Origin of the sequence: Treponema bryantii (genome assembly GCF_900111035.1) — a bacterium.
In the GTDB taxonomy this organism is placed as follows: domain Bacteria; phylum Spirochaetota; class Spirochaetia; order Treponematales; family Treponemataceae; genus Treponema_D; species Treponema_D bryantii_C.
Map to the genome: position 1 here is coordinate 42389 of NZ_FOFU01000011.1, position 21973 is coordinate 64361.

Sequence of the window (21973 nt, forward strand, 5' to 3'; positions counted from 1 at the left end):
ACCACACTTTTTAATTGAAAAACGCGGTATATGGGGTATAATTATTATATTATTCTGGACATTGTTATAAGTGAGGTACTTTGATGGATGTACAATTGCAAGAACTGATTGATAAAATCAAGAAGGACGGCGTTGCTGCTGCAGAAAAGGATGCTGCAAAAATAATTGCAAATTCGGAGAAGAAGGCAGAAGCAATAATCGCAGACGCGCAGTCAAAAGCTGCTGAGATTATAAAAAGTGCACAATCAGAGACAAAAAAAATGGAGAAAGCAAGCGAAGAAGCTATCGTACAGGCTGGACGCAACATGCTTCTCTCATTTAAGGATGCTCTGATAGGCGAGCTTGACGGTCTTATTCAGACTGGTACAGAAAAAGCTCTTTCAAAAGATGTTCTGGGAAAACTTGTTCCAGAAACAGTTAAAGCCTGGGCAAAAAACTCAGACGCTTCAGAACTGTCAGTTCTTCTTAGCGAAAAAGATTTGAAGGCTCTTGAATCTTCTCTTAAAACAGCCCTCAAAGCAGAAATCAAAAAAGGACTTGAGATTAAGCCGGATAAGACACTTACCGCCGGATTCAGAATCGGTGTTAAGAATGGTGCAGCCTTCTATGACTATTCAGCAGAAAGCCTTGCCGAAATGTTTGCCGCTTACCTTAATCCAAAAGTTGCAGCTCTTATGAAAGTTGCTGCAGAGGACGCAGAGTAGTGGCTTATTATTATTTGGTTTCACAGTTACCAAATATCTCACCTTCTGAAGGAAAATCAGCACTGCCTATGAATACAGAGCAGTTCCGTGAAGTTGCTTCACGCTTTATTTCCGAAGAAGAAAAAGCCGTGCTTGAAGGCCTTTCTTTAGTTCCTCCTATGGAACTTACCTCCACAGGCTCTGCCTTTCTGGATGTTTGGTATGAAAAAGAAAGAAACCTGCGTTGTGCACTCGCTCAGATTCGTGCACAGAAACTCAAAAAAGACAGTGTACCGCTCCCACCTGGATGTACAGCAGATATTATTTCTGCAGCACGTACCGCAGTTGGAATGGACAGCCCTTTGAGTGCAGAGCAGTTTCTTTATGAGTACAGGTTACGTCTGCTCGATGATTTGCGTCCTCTGGATGCTTTTTCAATTGATGCGGTGTATGCCTACGGCCTCCGTCTTATGCTTATAGAGCGAATGCGCAAGTTCGAGGTTGAAAACGGAAAAACATCTTATCATAAGATATACGATACGATTTTGGATGGAGATAAATAATGGCAAATACTACTAAAGCAAAAGTAGTCGGCATCAACGGAAACATGGTCACGATTGAATTCGAAGGCTCTGTTTCTATGAATGAAGTAGGCTACGTTAATGTAGACGGAAAGAAGCTCCGAGGCGAAGTTATCCGTATCCGCGGTAACAAGGCTCAGATGCAGATTTTCGAAATGACACAGGGAATTAAAGCCGGTGATAAAGTAGACTTAATCGGCGATCTTCTTTGTGCAGAACTTGGCCCTGGATTGCTCGGTCAGACTTTTGATGGACTTCAGAACCCGCTTCCTCTGGTTGCAGAAAAAGCAGGTTTCTTCCTTGAGCGTGGTGTTTATGTAGATTCACTTCCACGTGATAAAAAATGGGAATGGACTCCAACTGTAAAACCTGGAGACAAGGTTCTCCGTGGAGATCCAATTGGTTCTGTTCCTGAAGGACCATTTACACATAAAATTCTTGTTCCTTTTGATCTTCTTGGAATGTATACAGTAAAGAAGGTTGAAAAGGCTGGAGAATATACCATTGAAGATACAATCTGTGTTGTAACAGATGAAAAGGGAAAAGACCATAAACTTAAAATGGCATTCAAGTGGCCTGTAAAACGTGCCGTAGACTGCTATGCTGAGCGTCTTGCTCCATCTGAGCCAATGGTAACACAGGTTCGTCTTATCGATACATTCTATCCAGTATCTAAGGGTGGTACATATTGTATTCCAGGCCCATTCGGTGCCGGTAAGACTGTACTTCAGCATACAACATCACGTAACGCCGACGTTGATATCGTAATCATCGCTGCCTGCGGTGAACGTGCGGGTGAAGTTGTAGAAACAATTAAAGAGTTCCCTGAGTTGAAGGACCCACGTACAGGCCGTTCTCTTATGGAAAGAACAATCATCATTTGTAACACATCTTCTATGCCTGTAGCTTCCCGCGAAGCTTCAGTTTATACATCTGTTACACTTGCTGAATATTACCGCCAGATGGGCTTACACGTATTGCTCCTTGCAGACTCAACTTCCCGCTGGGCACAGGCTCTCCGTGAAATGTCTGGACGTCTTGAAGAGATTCCTGGAGAAGAAGCATTCCCTGCTTACCTCGAATCTTATATCGCAGCCTTCTACGAGCGCGCTGGTATCGTAAAACTCCGCGACGGAAACATCGGATCTGTAACAATTGGTGGTACAGTATCTCCTGCCGGTGGTAACTTTGAAGAGCCTGTAACTCAGGCAACACTGAAGGTAGTAGGTGCCTTCCACGGACTTTCACGTGAACGTTCAGATGCACGTAAGTATCCTGCAATTGACCCAATCATTTCATGGTCAAAATATAAATCAGTTATCCGCGAAGATTGGGTAGCTTATGCACGCAAGGTATTCCTTAGCGGTGTTGAAGTAAACCAGATGATGAAGGTAGTAGGTGAAGAAGGTACAACAACCGAAGATTACATCGAATACCTCAAGAGCGAATTCCTTGATGCAGTATATATGCAGCAGAACTCATTCGACGAAATTGATGCTGCTGTAAGCGTTGAACGCCAGCAGTATACTTTCGCAAAGGTTCTTAAGGTTCTTGGTTCAGATTTTGAACTTGCTGATAAAGATTCTGCACGCAACTTCTTCAACCAGATGAGACAGAAGTTTATCGACTGGAACTACTCACTCTGGAAGAGCGATAAGTTCAAGAAAGCAGAAAAAGATGTTGACGCTCACTTTGCTTCTGCAAACGGTAAAGTACGCGACGAAGTAAGCGCAATGCTTAAGGATGGTGAGTAATGAACAAAGTATATAGTAAGATTGAATCCATCGTCGGAAGCGTTATTACCGTAAAGGCAGACAATGTTGCATACGGTGAGCTTGCCGAAATTGAAACACGCTTTGGTAAATCACTTGCCGAAGTAAATAAAATCGAAGGTGATGTAGTATCACTTCAGGTATTTGCCGGAGGACGCGGTATTTCTACCGGAGACCACATTAAGTTCCTTGGACATCAGATGGAAGTTTCTTTCTCTGATGATTTGCTTGGACGTATCTTCAACGGTTCAGCACAGCCACGTGACAATGGTCCGGCTCTTACAGACTGTCTTGTTACAATTGGTGGTCCTTCAGTAAACCCTTCAAAACGTATCATGGCTCGCCGTATGATTCGTACTGGTATTCCAATGATTGATATGTTTAACACACTGGTTGTATCACAGAAGCTGCCTATCTTCTCAATTTCTGGTGAACCTTATAACCAGCTGCTTGCACGTATCGCCATGCAGGCTGAAGTTGACGTAATCGTTCTTGGTGGTATGGGTCTTAAATACGACGACTATCTTTACTTCAAAAAGACACTGGAAGACGGTGGCGCTTTGAGCAAGACTGTAATGTTCATGCACACAGCCGCTGACCCTACAGTAGAATGTCAGAAGATTCCTGACCTTTCTCTTGCAGTTGCAGAGCAGTTCGCTCTAAAGGGAAAGGATGTTCTGGTTCTTCTTACAGATATGACAAACTTTGCTGACTCAATGAAGGAAATTGCCATTACACAGGAACAGGTTCCTTCTAACCGTGGTTACCCTGGAGACTTGTACTCACAGCTCGCTGCACGCTACGAAAAAGCCGTAGACTTTGATAGCGCAGGTTCTGTAACAATTCTTGCAGTTACTACAATGCCTGGTGATGACGTTACTCACCCGGTTCCAGATAACACAGGATACATCACAGAAGGTCAGTACTACCTCAAGGGTGGACGTATTGAGCCGTTCGGTTCTCTTTCTCGTTTGAAGCAGAACGTAAACGGAAGTACTCGCAGCGACCACCGTGCTCTTATGGATGGTATGATCCGTCTTTATTCAAACTACAAAGATACACTCGAAAAGAAATCTATGGGTTTCAATATGAGTAAGTGGGATGAAAAACTTCTTACATATGGAAAGAAGTTCGAAGACGGTATGATGGATCTTTCAAAGAACATTTCTCTGGAAGATGCTCTCGACCTCGGCTGGAAGATTCTGGCTGAATGCTTTGATCCGGAAGAAACCGGCTTGAAGTCATCATTGATTGACGAATACTGGCCTAAGAAATAGGGGTAGCGCATGGCAAAGATTAAGCTGACAAAAAATGAGCTCAAGGTCCAGAAAGACGCGCTTAAAATGTATAAGCGTTATCTTCCTACTTTGATTCTCAAAAAACAGCAGCTTCAGACAGAAATCCGCACAATAGATGCCAAGGCTAAAGAAGTCCGTGCCGCCCGCGTTGCCCTTGAAAAAGAGTTCGAACAGTGGATTTCCGTATTCGGTGAACGTGAAGCTTTCACTCCGGATATGGTAACTGTAAAGAACATCAAAAAGGGTGTTGGAAATATAGCCGGTGTAACAATTCCGGTATATGAAGGTGCAGACTTTGGAAGAGGCGACTATGACCTTTACAAGACACCGCTGTGGATTGATATGGCGGCCGATCGTATGGAAAAGGCGCTTTCTCTTGACCTGGAAGCAGAGGTTCTGGACGAGCAGGTAAGACTGCTAAGCCAGGAATTACGTACTACAACACAGCGCGTAAACCTCTTTGAAAAGGTTAAGATTCCTGAAACAAAGGCTAATATCAAAAAAATCACCGTATACCTTGGTGATGAACAGGTTGCGGCCGTTGTGCGCAGTAAGATTTCAAAGAAAAAGCTGCAGGCTAAAATTGATGAAGAGATGGAGGCTGCTAAATGATTGAACCGATGAAAAAAGTCTCTATTGTCCTTCTCAATAAGGAAAAAGAAGAGGCTCTTAAGGCTTTGAGAAGAATTGGTCTTGTTCACCTTGAAAAAATCGAGGGAGCTGGCGAAAAACTCACAGCCTTTAAAGAATATTCAAATAACGCAATGCTCACCGAGTCTATCCTCGGAGAAATTAAACTTCCTAAGCAGAAGAAAGGTTCAGCACCTTCTCTTTCAAATGAAAAGGTAATTGAACTTTGTTCTGAGGTTGTTCAGAAAAGTGAACGCCGTAAGCAGCTTATGGAAGAGATTTCTGCTGATACTACTGAACTCGATCGATTTGCTCTTTGGGGAAGTGTATGTATTGAAGATTTAGACTTCTTGAAGGAAAAAGGCATTGCACTTAAATTGTATGAAATCAACGCCGAAAAGTATAATCTTGTAGACCCTGATATTCAGACAATTCTCGTAAACAACGATAAAAAGACTGTACGTTTCCTTATCGTAAACGGTGGTGAAGGCAGACCTGAAAAACTCCTTCCAGAAGCATTCGAAGTTCCATATCCAAGAATTTCCACAAAACTTCTTGAAGAAGAAATTCGCCGCGATGAAAAAGAAATTGATGAGATACAGAAATTCTATGTTGAAAACGCTAAGTATGTTCCGGCAATCGCTGCGTTCAAAAAAGCTCTTGAAAGCGATATAGAATTCGAGAACGTCAATTGCGGTATGGGCTGCGAAAAGAATGGAACTGAAAATGATCTTGCATGGCTTAGCGGCTATGTACCATCTGCTGATCTTGAAGATTTCAAGCGCTGCTGTTCAGCCAATGGCTGGGCTGTTGCTTTTGCTGATCCTGAAGATGAAGATGTTGAGGTTCCAACAAAGCTTAAAAACAACAAGTTTGTAAGTTTGATTTATCCTCTTACAGACTTCCTTGGAACTGTTCCAGGCTATCATGAGTTTGATATTTCCGGCTGGTTCCTCCTGTTCTTTACAGTCTTCTTTGCAATGATTTTTGGAGACGGTGGATACGGTCTTCTTGTTGCTGCACTTACAATCATTCTAATGCTGAAAAACGCATTTACTGGAAAGAAAGTGCCTGCAGCTCTCGGACTGATTCTGCTTGTATCTTTAGCAACTGTTGTCTGGGGTGCCGTAACCTGTACATGGTTTGGAATCCCTACAGATATGCTTCCGGAATGGCTCAAAAACCTTTCTATTCCGTATATTTCTGGAGCCTATGAAGATACTAAATGGTATGTTCCTTGGAATTCAGATCCTTCTGTATATCTTACTAAAGACCAGAACCTGCAGATTTTCTGTTTCTCTCTGGCTTTAGTTCAGCTTTGCGTAGCACATATTAAAGCTGGTATAAGAAATCTTACAGATGGAAAAGGACTTAAGGTTTTGGGAGACCTCGGCTCTTTTATGCAGCTTGTAGGTATGTTCTGGATTGTTCTTGCAATGGTTGTAAATGGACAGGTATTCCCAATGCTCGGTAATATCGGTTCAATTCCGGTTGGTAAGATTGAAGTTACTTTGATTGCTGTAGGTTTTGCAATGAGTTTTATCTTTGCAAATTACGAAGGCAGTATAGGAGCTTCTGTTCTTGAAAGCTGTAAAAATATCATTTCGGTACTTCTTGGAGTAGTAAACGTATTCAGTGATATTGTTTCATACATCCGTCTGTGGGCCGTTGGTCTTGCGGGTGCCGCAATTTCGAATACTGTAAATACTCTTGCTGGTCCTATTCTTGGACACGCAATCCTGTTCCTGGCAGCAATAGTTCTGCTTGGATTCGGACATGGTCTGAACATGATTTTGAATGTACTTTCAGTTATCGTTCACGGTGTACGTTTGAACACTCTCGAGTTCTGTACACATATTGGAATGAGCTGGAGTGGTGTAAAGTATCAGCCGTTTGCTGATTCAAAAAATTAGAAATAATCCGCTGTGTGCGGATAAATAATAAGGAGAATTAATTATGGATATTTTAGGTTACATCGGTGCTGCTGTTTGTATGGGTATTGCTGCTATCGGTTCAGCAATCGGAATCGGAATTGCCGGTCAGGGCGCAATTGGTGCTTGGAAACGCTGTTACATCAATAACAAGCCGGCTCCATTCATCCTTACTGTATTTGCAGGTGCTCCTCTTACACAGACAATTTACGGATTCCTTCTTATGAATATTGCAATGAAACCAAAGGTAGCAAGTGGTGCTATGACTCCAGGTTTCGCACTTGGTCTTGGTATTGCTTCTGGTTTGGCTATGTGTTTCTCTGCTATTGCTCAGGGAAAAGCAGGTGCTGCAGCTTCTGATGCTCTTGGTGAAACTGGAAAAGGTTTTGCTCAGTACATCATGGTTGTTGGTCTTTGTGAGTCTGTTGCTTTGTTCGCTATGGTATTCTCGTTAATTGCTTAAATAACAGAGATTTTATCCTTCAAACAAAAAAATCTGCGGGTCCCAGCGACGGTGAAAAAGTGAATAGGAATCCTCCCAGGTTTCCCACGCAAAAATCTTGCTTCGCTCGATTTTTTGCGTAACCTGGGTCCCTCCTTTCCCTTTTTCCCCTGCGTCCCACAGATTTTTTTGTTTGAAGGCAAGTATCGTTTAATTATCTTTTTACACCATATCTCACTTATTGAGATATGGTGTTTTTGTTTATTAACCGTTATAATTAAAATTATGAAAACAAAAGAAGTTGCCTTGGGTGGTAAGGGCGTTACTAATAGAATAATAATCGGTGGGGATAATCCTGTTACTGTGCAGACTATGTGGAAGGAGGGGATAACTGACCTTGCTTCTAATAATGATAAATTGGAAAGAATACTTCGTGAGCTTAATGATCTTAAGCTGATGGGGTGTGATATTGTTCGGTTTGCAGTGCCTGATGTAGAAAGTGCTCAGGGGCTTTGTCTTATTGCTGAACGAACTCCTATGCCGCTGGTGGCTGATATACATTTTGATTATACACTGGCTCTGGAATGTCTTAAGGGGAACGTTGCTGCCATTCGTATAAATCCGGGAAATATCGGTTCAGTTGAAAATACCCGTAAAGTTGTAGAAGCCTGCCGTGAAAATGGAGCTGCTATTCGTATTGGTATTAACAGCGGAAGTCTTCCTCAGGATTTGCAGAAGCAGATTGCTGCAGGTGAGATTACACGTGCTCAGGGGCTTTGTGAAACTGCTGTACGCGAGGCTGCTGTATTTGAAGACCTTAAGTTTGATCAGTATGTTGTGAGCATGAAGTCTTCAGATGTTAACGAAACTATACAGTGTAATAAATTTTATGCAGAAAAATATAATAATCCGCTGCATCTGGGTGTAACAGAAGCGGGGCCTCTTATCGGCGGACTTGTAAAATCTTCAATTGCATTTTCGACTCTTTTAGCTCAGGGAATTGGTGATACAATCCGTGTAAGTCTTTCTTCTTCTGCAGAAAACGAAGTAATTGCCGGTGTAAATATTCTTAAAGAATGTGGAAAACGTGCAGGTGGAGTTACTCTTGTAAGTTGTCCGCGATGTGGCCGCATTGGTTTTGATGTTCATTCATTTGTAGACCGCTGGCAGAAAAAACTTATGGCTATGGATAAGGACATTACAGTTGCAGTTATGGGCTGTGTTGTAAACGGACCTGGAGAAGGCCGTCACGCAGATCTTGGAATAGCAGGAACAGCAGATAAAGCAATAATCTTCAAAAAAGGTAAAATAGTACGAACGATTGATGCAAAAGATGCCGATAAAGTATTTGAGGAAGAATTGAAATCTTTATGAAGAAAACTGTATTATTTTTTATTTTTTCAGCTTTGTGTTTTTCTCTTTTTTCTGCAGATAAAAAAGCAAAACTGGATGAAAGTGTAGAAGCATATAGAAATGCAATTGAGGCTATGGATGCACTCGATTATGGAAAAGCCTTAAAATATTCTGAAGATGCTATTTTATACAGAAAACAACGCATTGAAAAACAAATCAATACAGTAAAGAATTCTCTTTCTGCAAAACGTGTGCAGGCAGCAGGAGATCATTTTGATCCTGTTCTTACAGTCCTAGAAAACAGAAAGGAATATGAAACAGCCGACATTATAAAATACTATATCAAAAAGAAGGGAAAGGATTATTTTGATAATTCGGTAAATAATCTTTTGATATATCTTGAAAGCTCAAAAGCTTTCCCAGAAGCCCACAAATTAATAGGAGATATTTATAAACTTGAAGGTGAATATAAATTCGCCGAAGACTATTATCTCATGGCTCTGGATAAAGCTGATGTTTTGGATATTCCAGATGAAAAGTATGAAATTCTGTACATGCTGGCAGAAATCAGTCGTCTTGAGGATGATACAGCTAAGATGGAATTAAGACTTATGAATATTCTTGCAGAAGATAAAAATTATAAAGATGCTGCACTAAAGCGTTCCATGATAGGTACAATTTCTGCTAACAAGAATGATTCAATGACTAAGTTTTTTAATCTATATCGTGCAAATTCATATAATTGTATTGATGCATATAACCAGCTGGCAGAATATTATCATGAAGCAAACAGAAATGATAAAGCTTTGGAATTTGCAGCACTTGCAGCTATTACAAGTTTAACAAGAATAAATGAGATTCTTATTTCGCGTAATTCAATTTATGAATATGAGAATATTGAAGGCTTTATGCAGGAAGCTTCATATTATCAGGATATTATTGAATGGGGAAATAAGAATTCAGCATGGAAGAGTTTTAATATTCTTGCAAGTTATTCAACAGAAGCAGGCTATAAAAACTTTTCAAAAGCTCTGTTAAGAGTTATTGCAAGATATACCCCAGAAACATACTGGCAGCGTGATGCTGTGCTTCAGCTTGAACACATGACTGATTAGTATTTTGATTATTGGATTAGAAATGATGTCCTAATCCAATACTGATTTCTTTATTATGAAGAAGTCCTTTTATCACATTTCTTTCTGAAATAGCACTCTTTACATCAAATCCAATACTTCCACGAATTGTAAAACTTGACCATTTATATGGATAAACAAGAACTTCCATACCACAGCAGATTAAAGAGTCTGTCTGTAATGGAAGAGCTCTGTCCCTATAGATTGCAATATCCATAAATGGAGAGAACTGCATATCAAAATTAATTAAATCATGCTTAAAATGTGTAGTAACTATATTAATTGGGAAATCAAAGTTCATAACAATTGCAGTTGATGTTGTATATGATGGAGATTTATTTCCAAAATATGTATCATCAGGTACACCGCGAATTCTACTTCCGATTTTTTCACCATATCCGCTTTCAGAACTGTCATAAAGCTTAGAAGGAGTAAGATTAAAATACGTAAATGCGTATAAATCTACAGCAATTCCAATTGAATCAAAATAATCTCTGTCTTCAAGTTTTATGAAATTAAAATACTGGCCTTCGATAGATACAGAAGGAGACCATTCTTTGCGATAGAAGTTATATGGCCATGAATTAGAAAGACTCCATGAATATCCCTGTCTGTAATTTCCTTTCCAGTTGATATTTGAATTATAAAGTTTATGAGAGAATGAAATAGCAGGTCCTTGTAAATCGGAATTGTATTCATCAATACCATTTAAATCATAATTAATACCAAAATTTACAGATGGTGTATAAGTAAGATATGTATAGTTCTTGAACTTATATAATGATATAGGTGTTGAAAAGTTTATATCGTTCTTAAAATAGATCTCATCATCATAAATAATGTAATCATTTTCTCCAATACAATATTGATATACTTCAAGATTTAAAGAAATTTTATCAAATGGAAGAACAGTCTTTAAACCAGTCTTTACATTCCATTCAGGATGAGAATCACCAAAAGTAAAGTCTATAGTATGATCATTTACCCAGGTTAAATTAAAAGGACCAGCCTTAAAAGGGTAGTCATAAGAAATATTGAATCCTGGCGAAAATGTCCAGAATCCTTGTGATTTGTCTTTTTTAATTTCGATATTGAAATCAGAAGTTAAAGGATTCATAGTTCCAAGGAAGTTAGTATCCTTAGCTTTGATTTTTGGAGTAATCTTTGTAAGAGTTGAGTCATCCTTGAAGTTTGCATAAGGAACAGCAAGGAAGTGATTAGAATCTACAACAGAAACAATAACATTTATTAAAACAAAGCCGTCATCTGTACTGGCTTTTTCCCAGCTTACATCAATTTCTTCGAAGAAGCGTGAATTTTTAAGCTGCTGATGATAATTCTCGAGATAAGCTTCAAGCTCTTCATCATTAAAAATAGTTTTTTTATCCAGCGGATAATTTCTTTCAATGCTGCTGGCTTTTGTAGTAGTTAATTTAAAATTGCCCTTTGTGTTATAAATGCCTTTTGCAATCTTATAATTTTCAGAATAAATAAATGGTACTGTTAAAAGTAATCCAAGGATAATAGCAGTAAGTTTTTTCATTTTTTAATATGCACCTTTTCCAACTAATACGACCCATACAGTTTTGATAAGAATCCAGATATCAAGCCATATAGACCAGTTTTGAATATAATAAGTATCAAACGAAATGCGCTCTTCATAACCTGTATCTGAACGACCGGAAACCTGCCACATTCCAGTTAATCCTGGAGAAACAGATAGAACATAATCTTTATAGTCTCCGTATTTTACAAGCTCAGGTTCAGTAACAGGGCGTGGACCAACAAGACTCATCTGTCCAACCAGAATATTAAATAACTGAGGAAGTTCATCGAGACTTGTTTTTCTAAGGAGTTTTCCAAACTTAGTTACACGAGGGTCATCAAGAAATTTACGGTCTTTCTCCCATTCTGCGCGTCGTACAGGATCTGTAGCTAAAATCTGCTCAAGAATTTCCTGTGAGTTTACACACATAGAACGGAATTTCCAGCATTTAATTTCTTTGCCGTTTTTACCAATGCGTTTATGACCATAAAAAATTGGACCTTTTGATGTAAGCTTCGTAAGAATACCAAGAATAATCATAACTGGTAAAACAATAGGCATGGTAATCAAGATTGCAAGTACATCAATACAGCGTTTAATGAAAAGGTTTCTCTTAAAAGTAAGGTTATGGATCGAAGAAAAACCAATGATTCCACCAATGTCTTTGAGCTGCTGCGTATTTGTAAAGAATGCCTGATGTTTTGAAACAGTAGTTGTATATCTGTAAGAAGACATGATATAAGACATATCTCCCTTATAATCACAAATAATTGCCTGTTTAATATTATGAGCTTTAATCTGTTTGTGTAAATCTTCTGAAGGAGGATAAACAGGAATTCCCTGATATTCAGAAGGCTCTTTAGCGTTTGAATCAATGATAACTGCCGGATGATATCCGAGATATTTTAATTTAATGAGTTTATCAATAATAAAATTACTGCTTGTTTTATCTGTGTAAATGATTACAGGAACTCCCCACCAGCGGAAATGTGCAAAGGTGTGCTTAGCAATTTCGCGGAATGCAGGGAGTGCAATTGTACATATTGGAATTGCAATCATAAAAGCACAGGCTACTGCTTTTCCTGTACTATCCTTAAAAATAGCTTCAAGAAATTGATAATCATCATTTACATTTCCAAGATATACAGTAAGAATTATTGCAAGAAAACTGAAAAAGGTACAACCGAAATAATGTTTAATATCTTCTGTTGGAGAATTCATTATTCCAGGATAAAGTCCGTTTGCTGCAAAAAGAATCAGAACAAAAGGAATGTAAACTGAGTAATTTACAAAAGACTTAAAATTTATATCAGAAGAATCAAATATATTTACAATAAAAAAGCCTGCACCAATACATAATAAAAGTATAATGGCGTCAACAATAAAAAGAGAAAAGCCAGAGATAAAAGAGCTTGTATGTGGATGATTTTTCTTAAAATACGCAGATACTTCCATATATAGTTTTTATATTATAACATTTTATTTCTATTTTGTACAATAAAGTTAATCTTTTTGATGAATTCATTTTCAGAAAATTGCTGTACATGTTCAGTAAATGCTTTTCTGTCAGTGAACTCAGACTGTCTTTTTTCAAAAGAATCCATACATTTGATAAGGGAATCTGTAGTCTGTTCTTCAAAGAACATACCTGTAACATTTTCCTTAATTGAATCCAAAGCTCCGCCTTTTTTATAGGCAAGAACAGGACATCCGGCAGCATTTGCTTCAACAGGAATAATGCCAAAATCTTCAATTCCAGGGAAAAGAAGTGCCTTTGCCTTTGAAAGATAATCTGCAATTGCCTGGTCACTTACGCGTCCTGTAAAAGTTACAAGACCAGATTTTGTATATTCAGCAGCTTTTTTAGATTTTCCGTCTCCAATAACAACAATTTTGCGTCCAGATTTAATGCAGGCTTCAATAGCAAGATCTGCACGTTTATAACCGACGAGCTGACCAAAGAAAAGATAGAAATCTTCGGGATTACGTGGATTATCAATATATTTTTCGATTGCACAAGGCGGATAAACAACCTCTGCATTTCGTTTGTAATAACGGTTAATTCTGGAAGCTACATAATGAGAGTTTGCAACAAAGTAGTCTACAAGATTACTTGAACTGATATCCCAAAGGCGTAATCCTGGTATCATCTTTTTCATAAAGAATTTTACAATAGGATTAGATTTCTTGAAATATTCATGATACATATCCCAAAGATAGCGCATTGGAGTATGACAGTAGCAGATATGGAAAGCATCTGGCGCAGGGCAGACACCTTTTGCAGGACCAGATTCACTGGAAATAATAAGATCATAACCGGTAAGGTCGAGTTCCATCAAAGCTTTTGGCATAAACGGCATATACTTCTGGTACAGCTTTCTTGCCATAGGAAATTTGTTGATTTTTGTAGTATATACTTTATGGCTTCTGATTATATCTGAAACAGCATCTGGATTATAAACATTTGTATAAATATCAGCTTCCGGGAACATTTTACAAAGAGTTTCCAGAACTTTTTCACCGCCACGCATTGTAACAAGCCAGTAATGAACTAATGCAACTTTCATTTTATGCTCCTGAAGGTATTTATGATTATATTTGCTGTATTTTTGAAAGAATATTTCTGAGGAATAGCAGAAGCGGCCGGGGCCGGTTTATTAAAGGCTTCCTGGATTTTTTCAGCTAAATCTTTACTGTCTGCTGTCTTAAAGAATGTAACAGGAAATCCTTCATAGATTTCTTTGAATACAGGAATATCAGACATAACAACGTTTGTTCCCAGATATAAAGCTTCCATTGGAGGCATTCCAAAGCCTTCGTATAAAGAGGGCTGAACAAGAAGCCGAGCTTTCTGATAATAAGTCTGAAGTTCGCTGTCTGATATGCGGCCGGTAAAATTAATATCTTTTTCTGATGAGTTTGAAAGCCGCTGTGCAATTTCCGAGTCACCGGAACGGAAATTATCTGCATTACCAACTATTACAAGTTTACAGTCCAGACCATTCTTCTTACAGATTTCAAAAGCATCAAGCAGATAAGGAAGCCCTTTATGTTTTTTGATGTTTCCTACGTAAATTATTGAGTTGTCTTTTGTAATTTCACCTGTAGCAGGTTTGTTGTTATTAGCTGTAAAATGCTCAGGAACAGAATTATATGTGACAATCAAAGGCTTTTTTCTCAGACGGAGTTTTTCTTTGATCCGGTCTGCAGAAAACTGAGATACAGTAAATATTGCTTTAGATTTATTGATAGCCCTCTGATAAAAGAATTTACGGACAATTGTACCTAAAGATGATGAAAGTCCCGGAACATCAAGAAAAACTATATCATGAATAGTTGTGAAAACAGGTATTTTGATGCCGTTAGGAATATTGCAGTAAGGACTGTAAAAAAAATCACACAGGTTAATAATATTTCGCAAACTTTTAGGAAAAAAGAACATTTCTTTTAAGGAAAAAGTCTGAATTTCAGTTTCTATAATATGTGTATTAGCCGGTAATTTAGGAAGACTGTTTTTCTGATTGCTGTAAATCAAAAGGGTGCAATCGTAGGCTTCAGTAAAATAGGGAAGCAGAGATTCAAGATAAGTACCAATTCCTCCGCTGTTAAGCATGCGGCAGTCAATAAAAAGTTTCATTAATTCAAGTATAGTTATTTATTGCTATATTAACAATAGATTGCTTTAAGGTGAAAAAAGTGTTATTTTTCTATATATATGAAGAAAATAGTTTTTACACTTTTAATTTCGTTCCTGATTTTTTCGTTATTTGCAAAATCAGGTAATTCAACTCAAGTAATAAAATCTGGCCACTGGATCTATGATGATCTTGAAGCTTTGTGCATGGAAGCTAAAACAGAGTTTTTCTTTGAAACACAGCCAATGTCTATTGGCGAAATGACATTTTATTTCAAAAGAATCCCATATGAAAAGCTTTCAGACAGCGGAAAAGTTTTGTATGAAAAGGTAAAAGCTTTTCTTAATAAGAATGATGATTTTTTTCCGGAACAGGAAGTAAGGCTTTTCGGAAATATTAAAGTAAATCCTGAGTTTTATTATAAATCTAATAAAGATATTAACTGGAGTTTTGATTATTATATTAAAGATTTCTTTATTACAATTCCTGTAATTTTTGGTTTTTCAGATTATGTAACAATTGAACCTGACTTTATTATAGCAAAAAATCAGCCGTCAGTTGCAGATCCAGATAACTTTACAAATATAGTTTATGCTGGAGATCAGTTTGAATTTACATTCCCTCGTTTTGCTTATGGTGCAGCCGGTCACGCATTCGAAAACTGGGGTCTTGATTTTATAATTGGTAAAGAAGGCCTTCAGATTTATAATACACAACTTGGAAGTATTCTTTATAACAGAACTTTTGAAACAGATATGTACTGTTCATTGAATCTGTATACAGAATATCTGAAATATTCGTTACACGTTGCAGAAGTTGATAATACAAAGTTCTTGTATCTACATCAGCTTAATTTGAGACCATTTAAGTGGTTGAAGATTAATGTGCTCGAAGGCTCTTTGCTTAATGCTCCGTTTGAACTTCGCTATCTGAATCCGTTCATGCTTATGCATCAGTTTAATTCCTGGACACAGTATGGGGATGCGCTTTCACCTGAAGAATCTAATTATTACAGTGAAGGACATTTCTGTGCATATTTTGGTTTAATGTTTGAAATTATTCCATTCAGAAACTTTAAGATTTATGGTATGTATGCACAAAATGAGATTCTTGATTTAGGTGGTTCAAGAACAGATAGAGCTTTGTCTGTTCCAGATAGTATTGGTTTCCAGCTTGGTTTACAATATGATATTAATCTGCCACAAAAAGGTCTTATAAAAACACATCTCGAAGGTGTTTATACTTCTCCATATTTATATGTAAAACAAAGTCCAGACTGGTCATTGTATAGAAAGAGAGTCAACGTTCAGACAGACCCAGATACAAGTACCTGGATTGGATCTCCATTTGGACCAGACTGTTTTGCTGTAACATTAAATGCTGAATATGACAGTCAGGATAAATGGAAAGCTGGAATTGGATATATATTCTCGATTCATGGCGAGAATACGGCAGAGAGTTTATTTGATGTAGACAAAAATTATAATGGTAAATTCTGGACTTATTATCCTTATGTACAATATAAACTCGCAGAAGATGCTGATAGTGAAGAAGACTGTTTAGCAGCAAAAAATAAAGGACGTAACATGTGGATGTCTGGTGAACTGACATATAAACATCAGATTAAGCTTAACGGTTCATATTCTTTCTTAGATAATCTGAGTGTCTACGGACAGACAGTTTATACAATTCAGATTTTTAATAGTGAAATTAATCATGCAATAGAGATTGCATGTGGATTAGAATATCAATTATTCAAATAAAGAGGCATAAAATGAAAAAAATTACTGTATTATTTGCAAGTATTGTTCTTCTCGGGTTCAGCGCTTTTGCTCAGACAAATGCAACAGTTTCTGTGACAGATGAGATTTATGAATTGCTCGATGTTGCACAGAAAAAAGGTTTATGCTCACCTTTAAACAGTTATAAGCCATATTCAAAATCACAGATTTTAAATTGTCTTCGTGAGATTTATGATAATTCTGAAAAAATGTCAGAGCAGGAAATAAAAATTATTGAGCAGTATCTTGCTAAATATGAACCTTCTGAAAAAGAAAGAAAGAATGATTTCTTTAATGCAAGTATAAAAAACTCGAATGAAAACTTTCCAGTAACATTTAATTATAAGAGCGAGTTTGAATTTGTATATTCAGGCGGACTTTATACAGACTCCGACTACAACAGCTGGGGTATGGATAATATGTATAAAATCAATTTTGAAGGAGATCTTGGAAAAGGTCTTTCATACAGATTGAAGGGTGTACTTGATTTTTCAAAAATGCCTCTTATGCAGGTTGGTGACTATTTCATTGGTTACCCTTGGTATGATGAAGAAGTTATTAACTTTTTGCTTGGTTATCACAAGCCTGATGATTCTGAATATGATGTATCGGCTAAGAAACGTTATATTCACCGTTATTTGAATAATTCTTACCTGCCATATTCATATAAAAAGCCATGGAGCGGACAGTTCTATTTTGCAAAGAATATGAGTGCTTCTGGTCTTGAAGGATGGGCAACTAGTTTTGGTATGGGATTTTCAATTGATGGTGAAATCAGAAGTTCATTTTTCAATAATAATATAATTATTGGAGCCGGTCGTTATGACAGAGAAATAGCTGCTATGGATAACGGTAGTTCTCTTGTATTAAACAAACAGGCTTATCCATTTATGGCAGTCGATGCGCAGTTCAAACTTTTTAATTTCCTTAAATTCTATTCATTAACAGGTATTCTTGAATATCCAAATCAGGATTATATAAATGAAGAGGAATTACAGTTGATTGGTAATCCTGCAAACCTTGATGATTCATATATGTATCAGAATGCATTTTCTCTTAATATGATTGAATTGGATTTAAAGAGATTGCATTTGGATTTTGGTTGTTCTGTAATCTGGCCAAAACGTTTTGAAATTGGATATATATTCCCACTTGCAAACTACGTAGAATATCAGAATCATATTGGTGACTGTGATAATCTTGCATTATTTGGAGATTTTAAATATACAATAGCAGGTCTTGGTTCTGTATGGGCATCTTTCTATCTTGATGAAATAAATGGTTTAAATAATAATCCATTCATTTACACAAGAGCTATGTTTGCTTATCAGGGCGGTATAAAATATATACTTCCAAAACTTACATTTGCTTCTTTAAGCTTCCGATATACAAAAATTGAACCATATTGTTATACACACCATTCAATAAACTATGCTCCATGGTACAGTCATTATATTTGTGAAAATTATTCAAATAATGGTGAATCACTCGGATATTATCTGCCACCAAACTCAGATGAATTTTTACTCCAGTTTAAGATTAAACCTTCTGCTAATTCAAATGCAGGAGCCTCTTATCAGTTAATTCGACATGGTGCAGATTACGGTACTCAGCAGGTTCCTGGAAGTAATATTTATTCCGAATTAAGTAATAAGAATCGTGATGAATTGAAAAAATACTTCCTTCATGATGGAGCATATAACTGGATTCATATTGTAAGTGCCGGAGGTAGAGTTTCGTTAAATACCAGATGGCCACTTTCTTTCTATGGAAATCTTGGACTTATGTTCAGTTATTTTACTGTAATAGATCAGGATAAATATAATAGAGATGATTATGGTAATAATGGAAACTGTAGAGATGTAGATTTTACTACACCGTTTGACATTGCAGATACTGATGAGTATCCGACAATGTTCGGTGCAATTCTAACAGTTGGTGTTAGTATTAATTTTTAGGATTCTCAAAAGAAGCCATTTTATTAATCATATAGTCAGCTGTTAATTTACCAGCTTCACCAATATGCTGCCATGCTTCTGATTTATAATGAGCTCTGAGCTTAGCAAGTTCAGGGCTGTCAGAAGCATTTTTAATTACTTCTGCAATATTTTCAAAATCCTTTTCCTGAATTGGTATACCAATTTTCTGTAATGTTGTTACAGCCCAAGGTTCATGACCAGTATCATAAATATCATATGGAAGCAAATCCATTTCAGAGTTTGCATACATAACAGGCTTGTCACAAAGGAAGGTATAGTCATATACAATTCCAGAGAAGTCTGAAATCATAATATCTGCTTTTTTCAAAGAGTAGATATTATCACGCTCGTTATCCCATTCAATGTTTTCGTAATCCTTATAGCGTTCATGAAGACGATCGAGCATATCTTTTTCAGAAATACGAGATTGTGGGTGAGGGCGGATAATAATTCTCATACCGCTCTTTGCAAGTGGATCAAGAAGTTTTTCACCATAGAGTCCAAGAAGTGCACTCTTTCCCCATGATGGAGAAACGAGAACAGTAAATTTATGGTTTTCTTCAGTTGGAATAGATTCCATTTTTTCTTTAAGAACATCGAGATATGTACAACCAACAGTAACTAATTCCTTAGCAGGTAATCCTCTCTGATTCTCAAGAAGTCTGATATCATCTGCCTGGTAATCTCCAGTCATCAGTACAGAATCAAAGTAATCAAGACCGAAAAGACGATACATTGTTGAATCTGTGCAGGAATGGAAGATATGGCTGTAATGCTTAACATTCTTACTGCGTTTAAGCTGATATACCTGAATACCAGGAGTTGTCATAAGAACAATACCTGCAGAAAGCATATTCAGTTTTGCATAAGCTACATTACCTGTACCAATATATTCTGCTTTTATGAATTCATAATTCTTATCGAATACAGCATCGTCTTTTGAACCTGTGTAATATGTAAGCTCAATCTTACGCTTTTCGAACTCTTCAATAACAGGCTGGAAAACAGTCCAATAACGTTTGTCTTCACAGTAGATAACATATTTCTTATATGCTTTATCTTCCTGTACACCTTTTTTACCTGCAAAAAGTACTTTTAACTTAAGTAACATTGCTTTTGATAAGAAAAAGAGTGTAGCAGCTGCTCCAATTAAAATTGAAAACAGCATACTTCCTGTACCAGGGTCAATATAAAGTGGAAGAATCATCATTTTGATACAAACTCCTTAATAAGCTCTAAAACCTTATCCATATCTGGCTGTGGTGCAACAGTAATTCTCATAGAAAGATGACTTCCTTCTGTCCAGAGGCGTGTGAGATATCCGTTAGAAGAAAGATAATCTTTAAGAGCCTGTACATCAATTTCTTTATCTTTTTCTCCAAGATTTTCATTAAAACGGATAAAGATAAAGTTTGCAGCAGATTTATAAGCTTTAATTCCTTTGATTTTATTGATTTCAGAAATAAAATCATCCTTAAGCTTAATGATAGTTTTAGTAAGTTTTGAATAATAGTCAGTGTCGCGGAGAGCAGCAATACAAACTTTTCGTCCAATGTTAGAAACACGGAACGGGTTCAAGTCAAGCTTGAAAACCTGCTTAGCCATTGGAGTACACAAACCGTAACCCATACGAATACCTGCAAGACCATAAAGTTTAGAGAAGGTTCTGCAGAATACAACATTGTTATATGAACTCAAAAGATATTTTGCATCATAAGTTACTGTAGAAAGTCCAAGGTATGCTTCATCAACAATAATGAGTGAAGATGGATTTTCTTTAATAACCTTTTCAAGATCATTTCTAGAAATTACAGCACCTGTAGGATTATGAGGTGTTGTAATAACAATGATTCTTGGTTTTGTTTTCTTTGCTTCAGAAAGAAGATTCTTAATATCAAATTCGTAAGAGTCTTTACCAGGAACAACATCGTAATAAGCAGCCTTAGCATGGCGTAATTCACAAACTGATTTATAGTAATTCCATGCTGGATTAGAAATAAGTACAGTATCATCCTTATTCAAAACAATTGTCATGATTGTTTTAATAACATCAGAACTTCCTGAGTGAATAAAAATAGAATCTGTAGGAATCTCTGTTACTTTAGAAACTTCAATTGCAAGTTCATCTTCACGGGTAAGATCGTATAAATACAAATCTTCCATTTTTGCATTATGAAGAACTTCAAGACACTTTGGACTTGGTCCAAAAAGGTTCTCGTTTACATGCATACGGCCTGTAAGCTGTTCTGTAGCAACAACAGAATACTGTTTAGTATCAGAATAATTTGAAAGATAAGAAATACGCTGTGTTGAGTTAATCAGTTCGTCTTCCTGAAAAAACTGATCGATAAATTCCTTGAAGTTAGGGTAGAACTGAAGAATATCATCAGTTGTATCAAATTCCTTACATTCAGAATCGTCGTAACGTTTAATCTTCATTAGAAGCTCAGTAATATGTTTAATCTGGAAATCATCCCAGAGCATATACTTCATGTCTGGATCGTAGTATTCCTTAACCATAAGATCTACAAACTTAGCACTGAAAGATTTAGAGAAGAAAGCTTCACCAATTGTATACCAGGCTTTTTCTCCACCTTTCTTTACTTCAGTCATATATCCGCGGTCATCAAGTCCTTTTACACAATATTCATTACAGAACTCATCTGAATAAAGACATGCATAATAAGAATCATAAACGTAATCACGGTAAACGTTATGAGCAAACCAGTTATCAGAACAGCAGATGTAACTTGCTTTGATATAATCCTTAGCAGCATAAAGAGAAGACATGTTATTTTTTTCTTCCCATTCTGTGTTATCAATTACAATAAGCTCAGGATATTTTTTTGCCATCTCGTAGTAACGTTCCTTAAGATATCCAACTACAAGTACAATCTCTTTAATTCCAGCATCGTGAAGCTGCTTAATCTGGCGTTCAACCATTGTGTCGCCTTTAATTTCGAACAAACCTTTTGGAAGGTAGTTAGAAAGCGGCATACAACGACGGCTGCGGCCTGCAGCCATAATAATAGCGTTGTCAACTTTATAAGGAGCCAGAGCTTCCATACCGTCAGCTGTAACTTTGTTGTTTTTTACCCAACCAGCTTTTGAACAGGCCAAAACAGTGTCTTTTGAAAAGCCTGTAGTATCTTCTTTGCGGCGAACTGCCATCAGATAATCAAATTCTTGTTCTGTCATTTTATATCTCC

General features: G+C 37.0%; 17 protein-coding genes. 11 read left to right on the forward strand and 6 right to left on the reverse strand.

Annotated features, from left to right (window positions below; all coding sequences use genetic code 11):
* The first annotated feature begins 83 nt into the window (after nucleotides 1–83).
* From BMY21_RS13965 to BMY21_RS14005, 9 genes are all read left to right on the forward strand, one after another.
* Complete coding sequence (locus BMY21_RS13965; protein ID WP_074645237.1) at nucleotides 84–704, forward strand: V-type ATP synthase subunit E; 621 nt, start codon at nucleotides 84–86, stop codon at nucleotides 702–704.
* Nucleotides 704–1246: a DUF2764 family protein gene (locus BMY21_RS13970; RefSeq protein WP_074645238.1), complete on the forward strand. Its 543-nt coding sequence runs from the start codon at nucleotides 704–706 to the stop codon at nucleotides 1244–1246. The genes BMY21_RS13965 and BMY21_RS13970 overlap by 1 nt, the downstream gene beginning before the upstream one ends.
* The gene (locus BMY21_RS13975; RefSeq protein WP_074645239.1) at nucleotides 1246–3018 is read left to right on the forward strand and encodes a V-type ATP synthase subunit A; all 1773 of its coding nucleotides are present in this window, start codon (nucleotides 1246–1248) and stop codon (nucleotides 3016–3018) included. The genes BMY21_RS13970 and BMY21_RS13975 overlap by 1 nt, the downstream gene beginning before the upstream one ends.
* Nucleotides 3018–4313, forward strand: a complete 1296-nt coding sequence (locus BMY21_RS13980; RefSeq protein WP_074645241.1) for a V-type ATP synthase subunit B — start codon at nucleotides 3018–3020, stop codon at nucleotides 4311–4313. The genes BMY21_RS13975 and BMY21_RS13980 overlap by 1 nt, the downstream gene beginning before the upstream one ends.
* 9 nt (nucleotides 4314–4322) lie before the next feature.
* Nucleotides 4323–4946, forward strand: coding sequence for a V-type ATP synthase subunit D (locus BMY21_RS13985; RefSeq protein ID WP_074645243.1), 624 nt, complete (start codon nucleotides 4323–4325; stop codon nucleotides 4944–4946).
* Nucleotides 4943–6877: a V-type ATP synthase subunit I gene (locus BMY21_RS13990; protein WP_074645245.1), complete on the forward strand. Its 1935-nt coding sequence runs from the start codon at nucleotides 4943–4945 to the stop codon at nucleotides 6875–6877. The genes BMY21_RS13985 and BMY21_RS13990 overlap by 4 nt, the downstream gene beginning before the upstream one ends.
* Before the next feature lie 43 nt (nucleotides 6878–6920).
* Nucleotides 6921–7358 (forward strand): ATP synthase subunit C-like protein, encoded by a 438-nt coding sequence (locus BMY21_RS13995; protein ID WP_074645247.1) that lies wholly within the window; start codon nucleotides 6921–6923, stop codon nucleotides 7356–7358.
* Nucleotides 7359–7622: 264 nt separating this feature from the next.
* The gene (ispG, locus tag BMY21_RS14000) at nucleotides 7623–8711 is read left to right on the forward strand and encodes a flavodoxin-dependent (E)-4-hydroxy-3-methylbut-2-enyl-diphosphate synthase (protein WP_074645249.1); all 1089 of its coding nucleotides are present in this window, start codon (nucleotides 7623–7625) and stop codon (nucleotides 8709–8711) included.
* Nucleotides 8708–9805, forward strand: coding sequence for a hypothetical protein (locus BMY21_RS14005; RefSeq protein ID WP_074645251.1), 1098 nt, complete (start codon nucleotides 8708–8710; stop codon nucleotides 9803–9805). The genes ispG and BMY21_RS14005 overlap by 4 nt, the downstream gene beginning before the upstream one ends.
* Before the next feature lie 16 nt (nucleotides 9806–9821).
* On the opposite strand, the gene BMY21_RS14010 is transcribed toward BMY21_RS14005, so the two are convergent.
* From BMY21_RS14010 to BMY21_RS14025, 4 genes are read right to left on the reverse strand one after another with little or no spacing between them, the layout of a single operon-like run.
* Entirely contained in the window at nucleotides 9822–11366 is a 1545-nt protein-coding gene (locus tag BMY21_RS14010; protein WP_074645253.1) for a hypothetical protein, read from the reverse strand.
* 3 nt (nucleotides 11367–11369) lie between these two features.
* Nucleotides 11370–12824, reverse strand: a complete 1455-nt coding sequence (gene wbaP / locus BMY21_RS14015; RefSeq protein ID WP_074645255.1) for an undecaprenyl-phosphate galactose phosphotransferase WbaP — start codon at nucleotides 12822–12824, stop codon at nucleotides 11370–11372.
* Nucleotides 12825–12838: 14 nt separating this feature from the next.
* Complete coding sequence (locus tag BMY21_RS14020) at nucleotides 12839–13936, reverse strand: glycosyltransferase (RefSeq protein ID WP_074645257.1); 1098 nt, start codon at nucleotides 13934–13936, stop codon at nucleotides 12839–12841.
* Nucleotides 13933–15006 carry a glycosyltransferase family 4 protein gene (locus BMY21_RS14025; RefSeq protein WP_074645259.1) on the reverse strand — a complete coding sequence of 358 codons (1074 nt, stop codon included), beginning with the start codon at nucleotides 15004–15006 and terminating at the stop codon, nucleotides 13933–13935. Before BMY21_RS14025 ends, BMY21_RS14020 begins: the two co-directional genes overlap by 4 nt.
* Nucleotides 15007–15084: 78 nt before the next feature.
* On the opposite strand from BMY21_RS14025, the gene BMY21_RS14030 reads away from it, so the two are divergent.
* A complete protein-coding gene (locus BMY21_RS14030) occupies nucleotides 15085–16767 on the forward strand; it encodes a hypothetical protein (RefSeq protein ID WP_074645261.1) in 1683 nt (560 codons plus the stop codon).
* A gap of 11 nt (nucleotides 16768–16778) precedes the next feature.
* A complete protein-coding gene (locus BMY21_RS14035; protein WP_074645264.1) occupies nucleotides 16779–18743 on the forward strand; it encodes a hypothetical protein in 1965 nt (654 codons plus the stop codon).
* On the opposite strand, the gene BMY21_RS14040 is transcribed toward BMY21_RS14035, so the two are convergent.
* Both BMY21_RS14040 and BMY21_RS14045 read right to left on the reverse strand, forming a co-directional pair.
* Complete coding sequence (locus tag BMY21_RS14040) at nucleotides 18733–19971, reverse strand: CDP-glycerol glycerophosphotransferase family protein (RefSeq protein WP_074645340.1); 1239 nt, start codon at nucleotides 19969–19971, stop codon at nucleotides 18733–18735. The genes BMY21_RS14035 and BMY21_RS14040 overlap by 11 nt on opposite strands.
* Nucleotides 19971–21962, reverse strand: a complete 1992-nt coding sequence (locus BMY21_RS14045; RefSeq protein WP_074645266.1) for an aminotransferase class I/II-fold pyridoxal phosphate-dependent enzyme — start codon at nucleotides 21960–21962, stop codon at nucleotides 19971–19973. The genes BMY21_RS14040 and BMY21_RS14045 overlap by 1 nt, the downstream gene beginning before the upstream one ends.
* Between the last annotated feature and the right edge of the window lie 11 nt (nucleotides 21963–21973).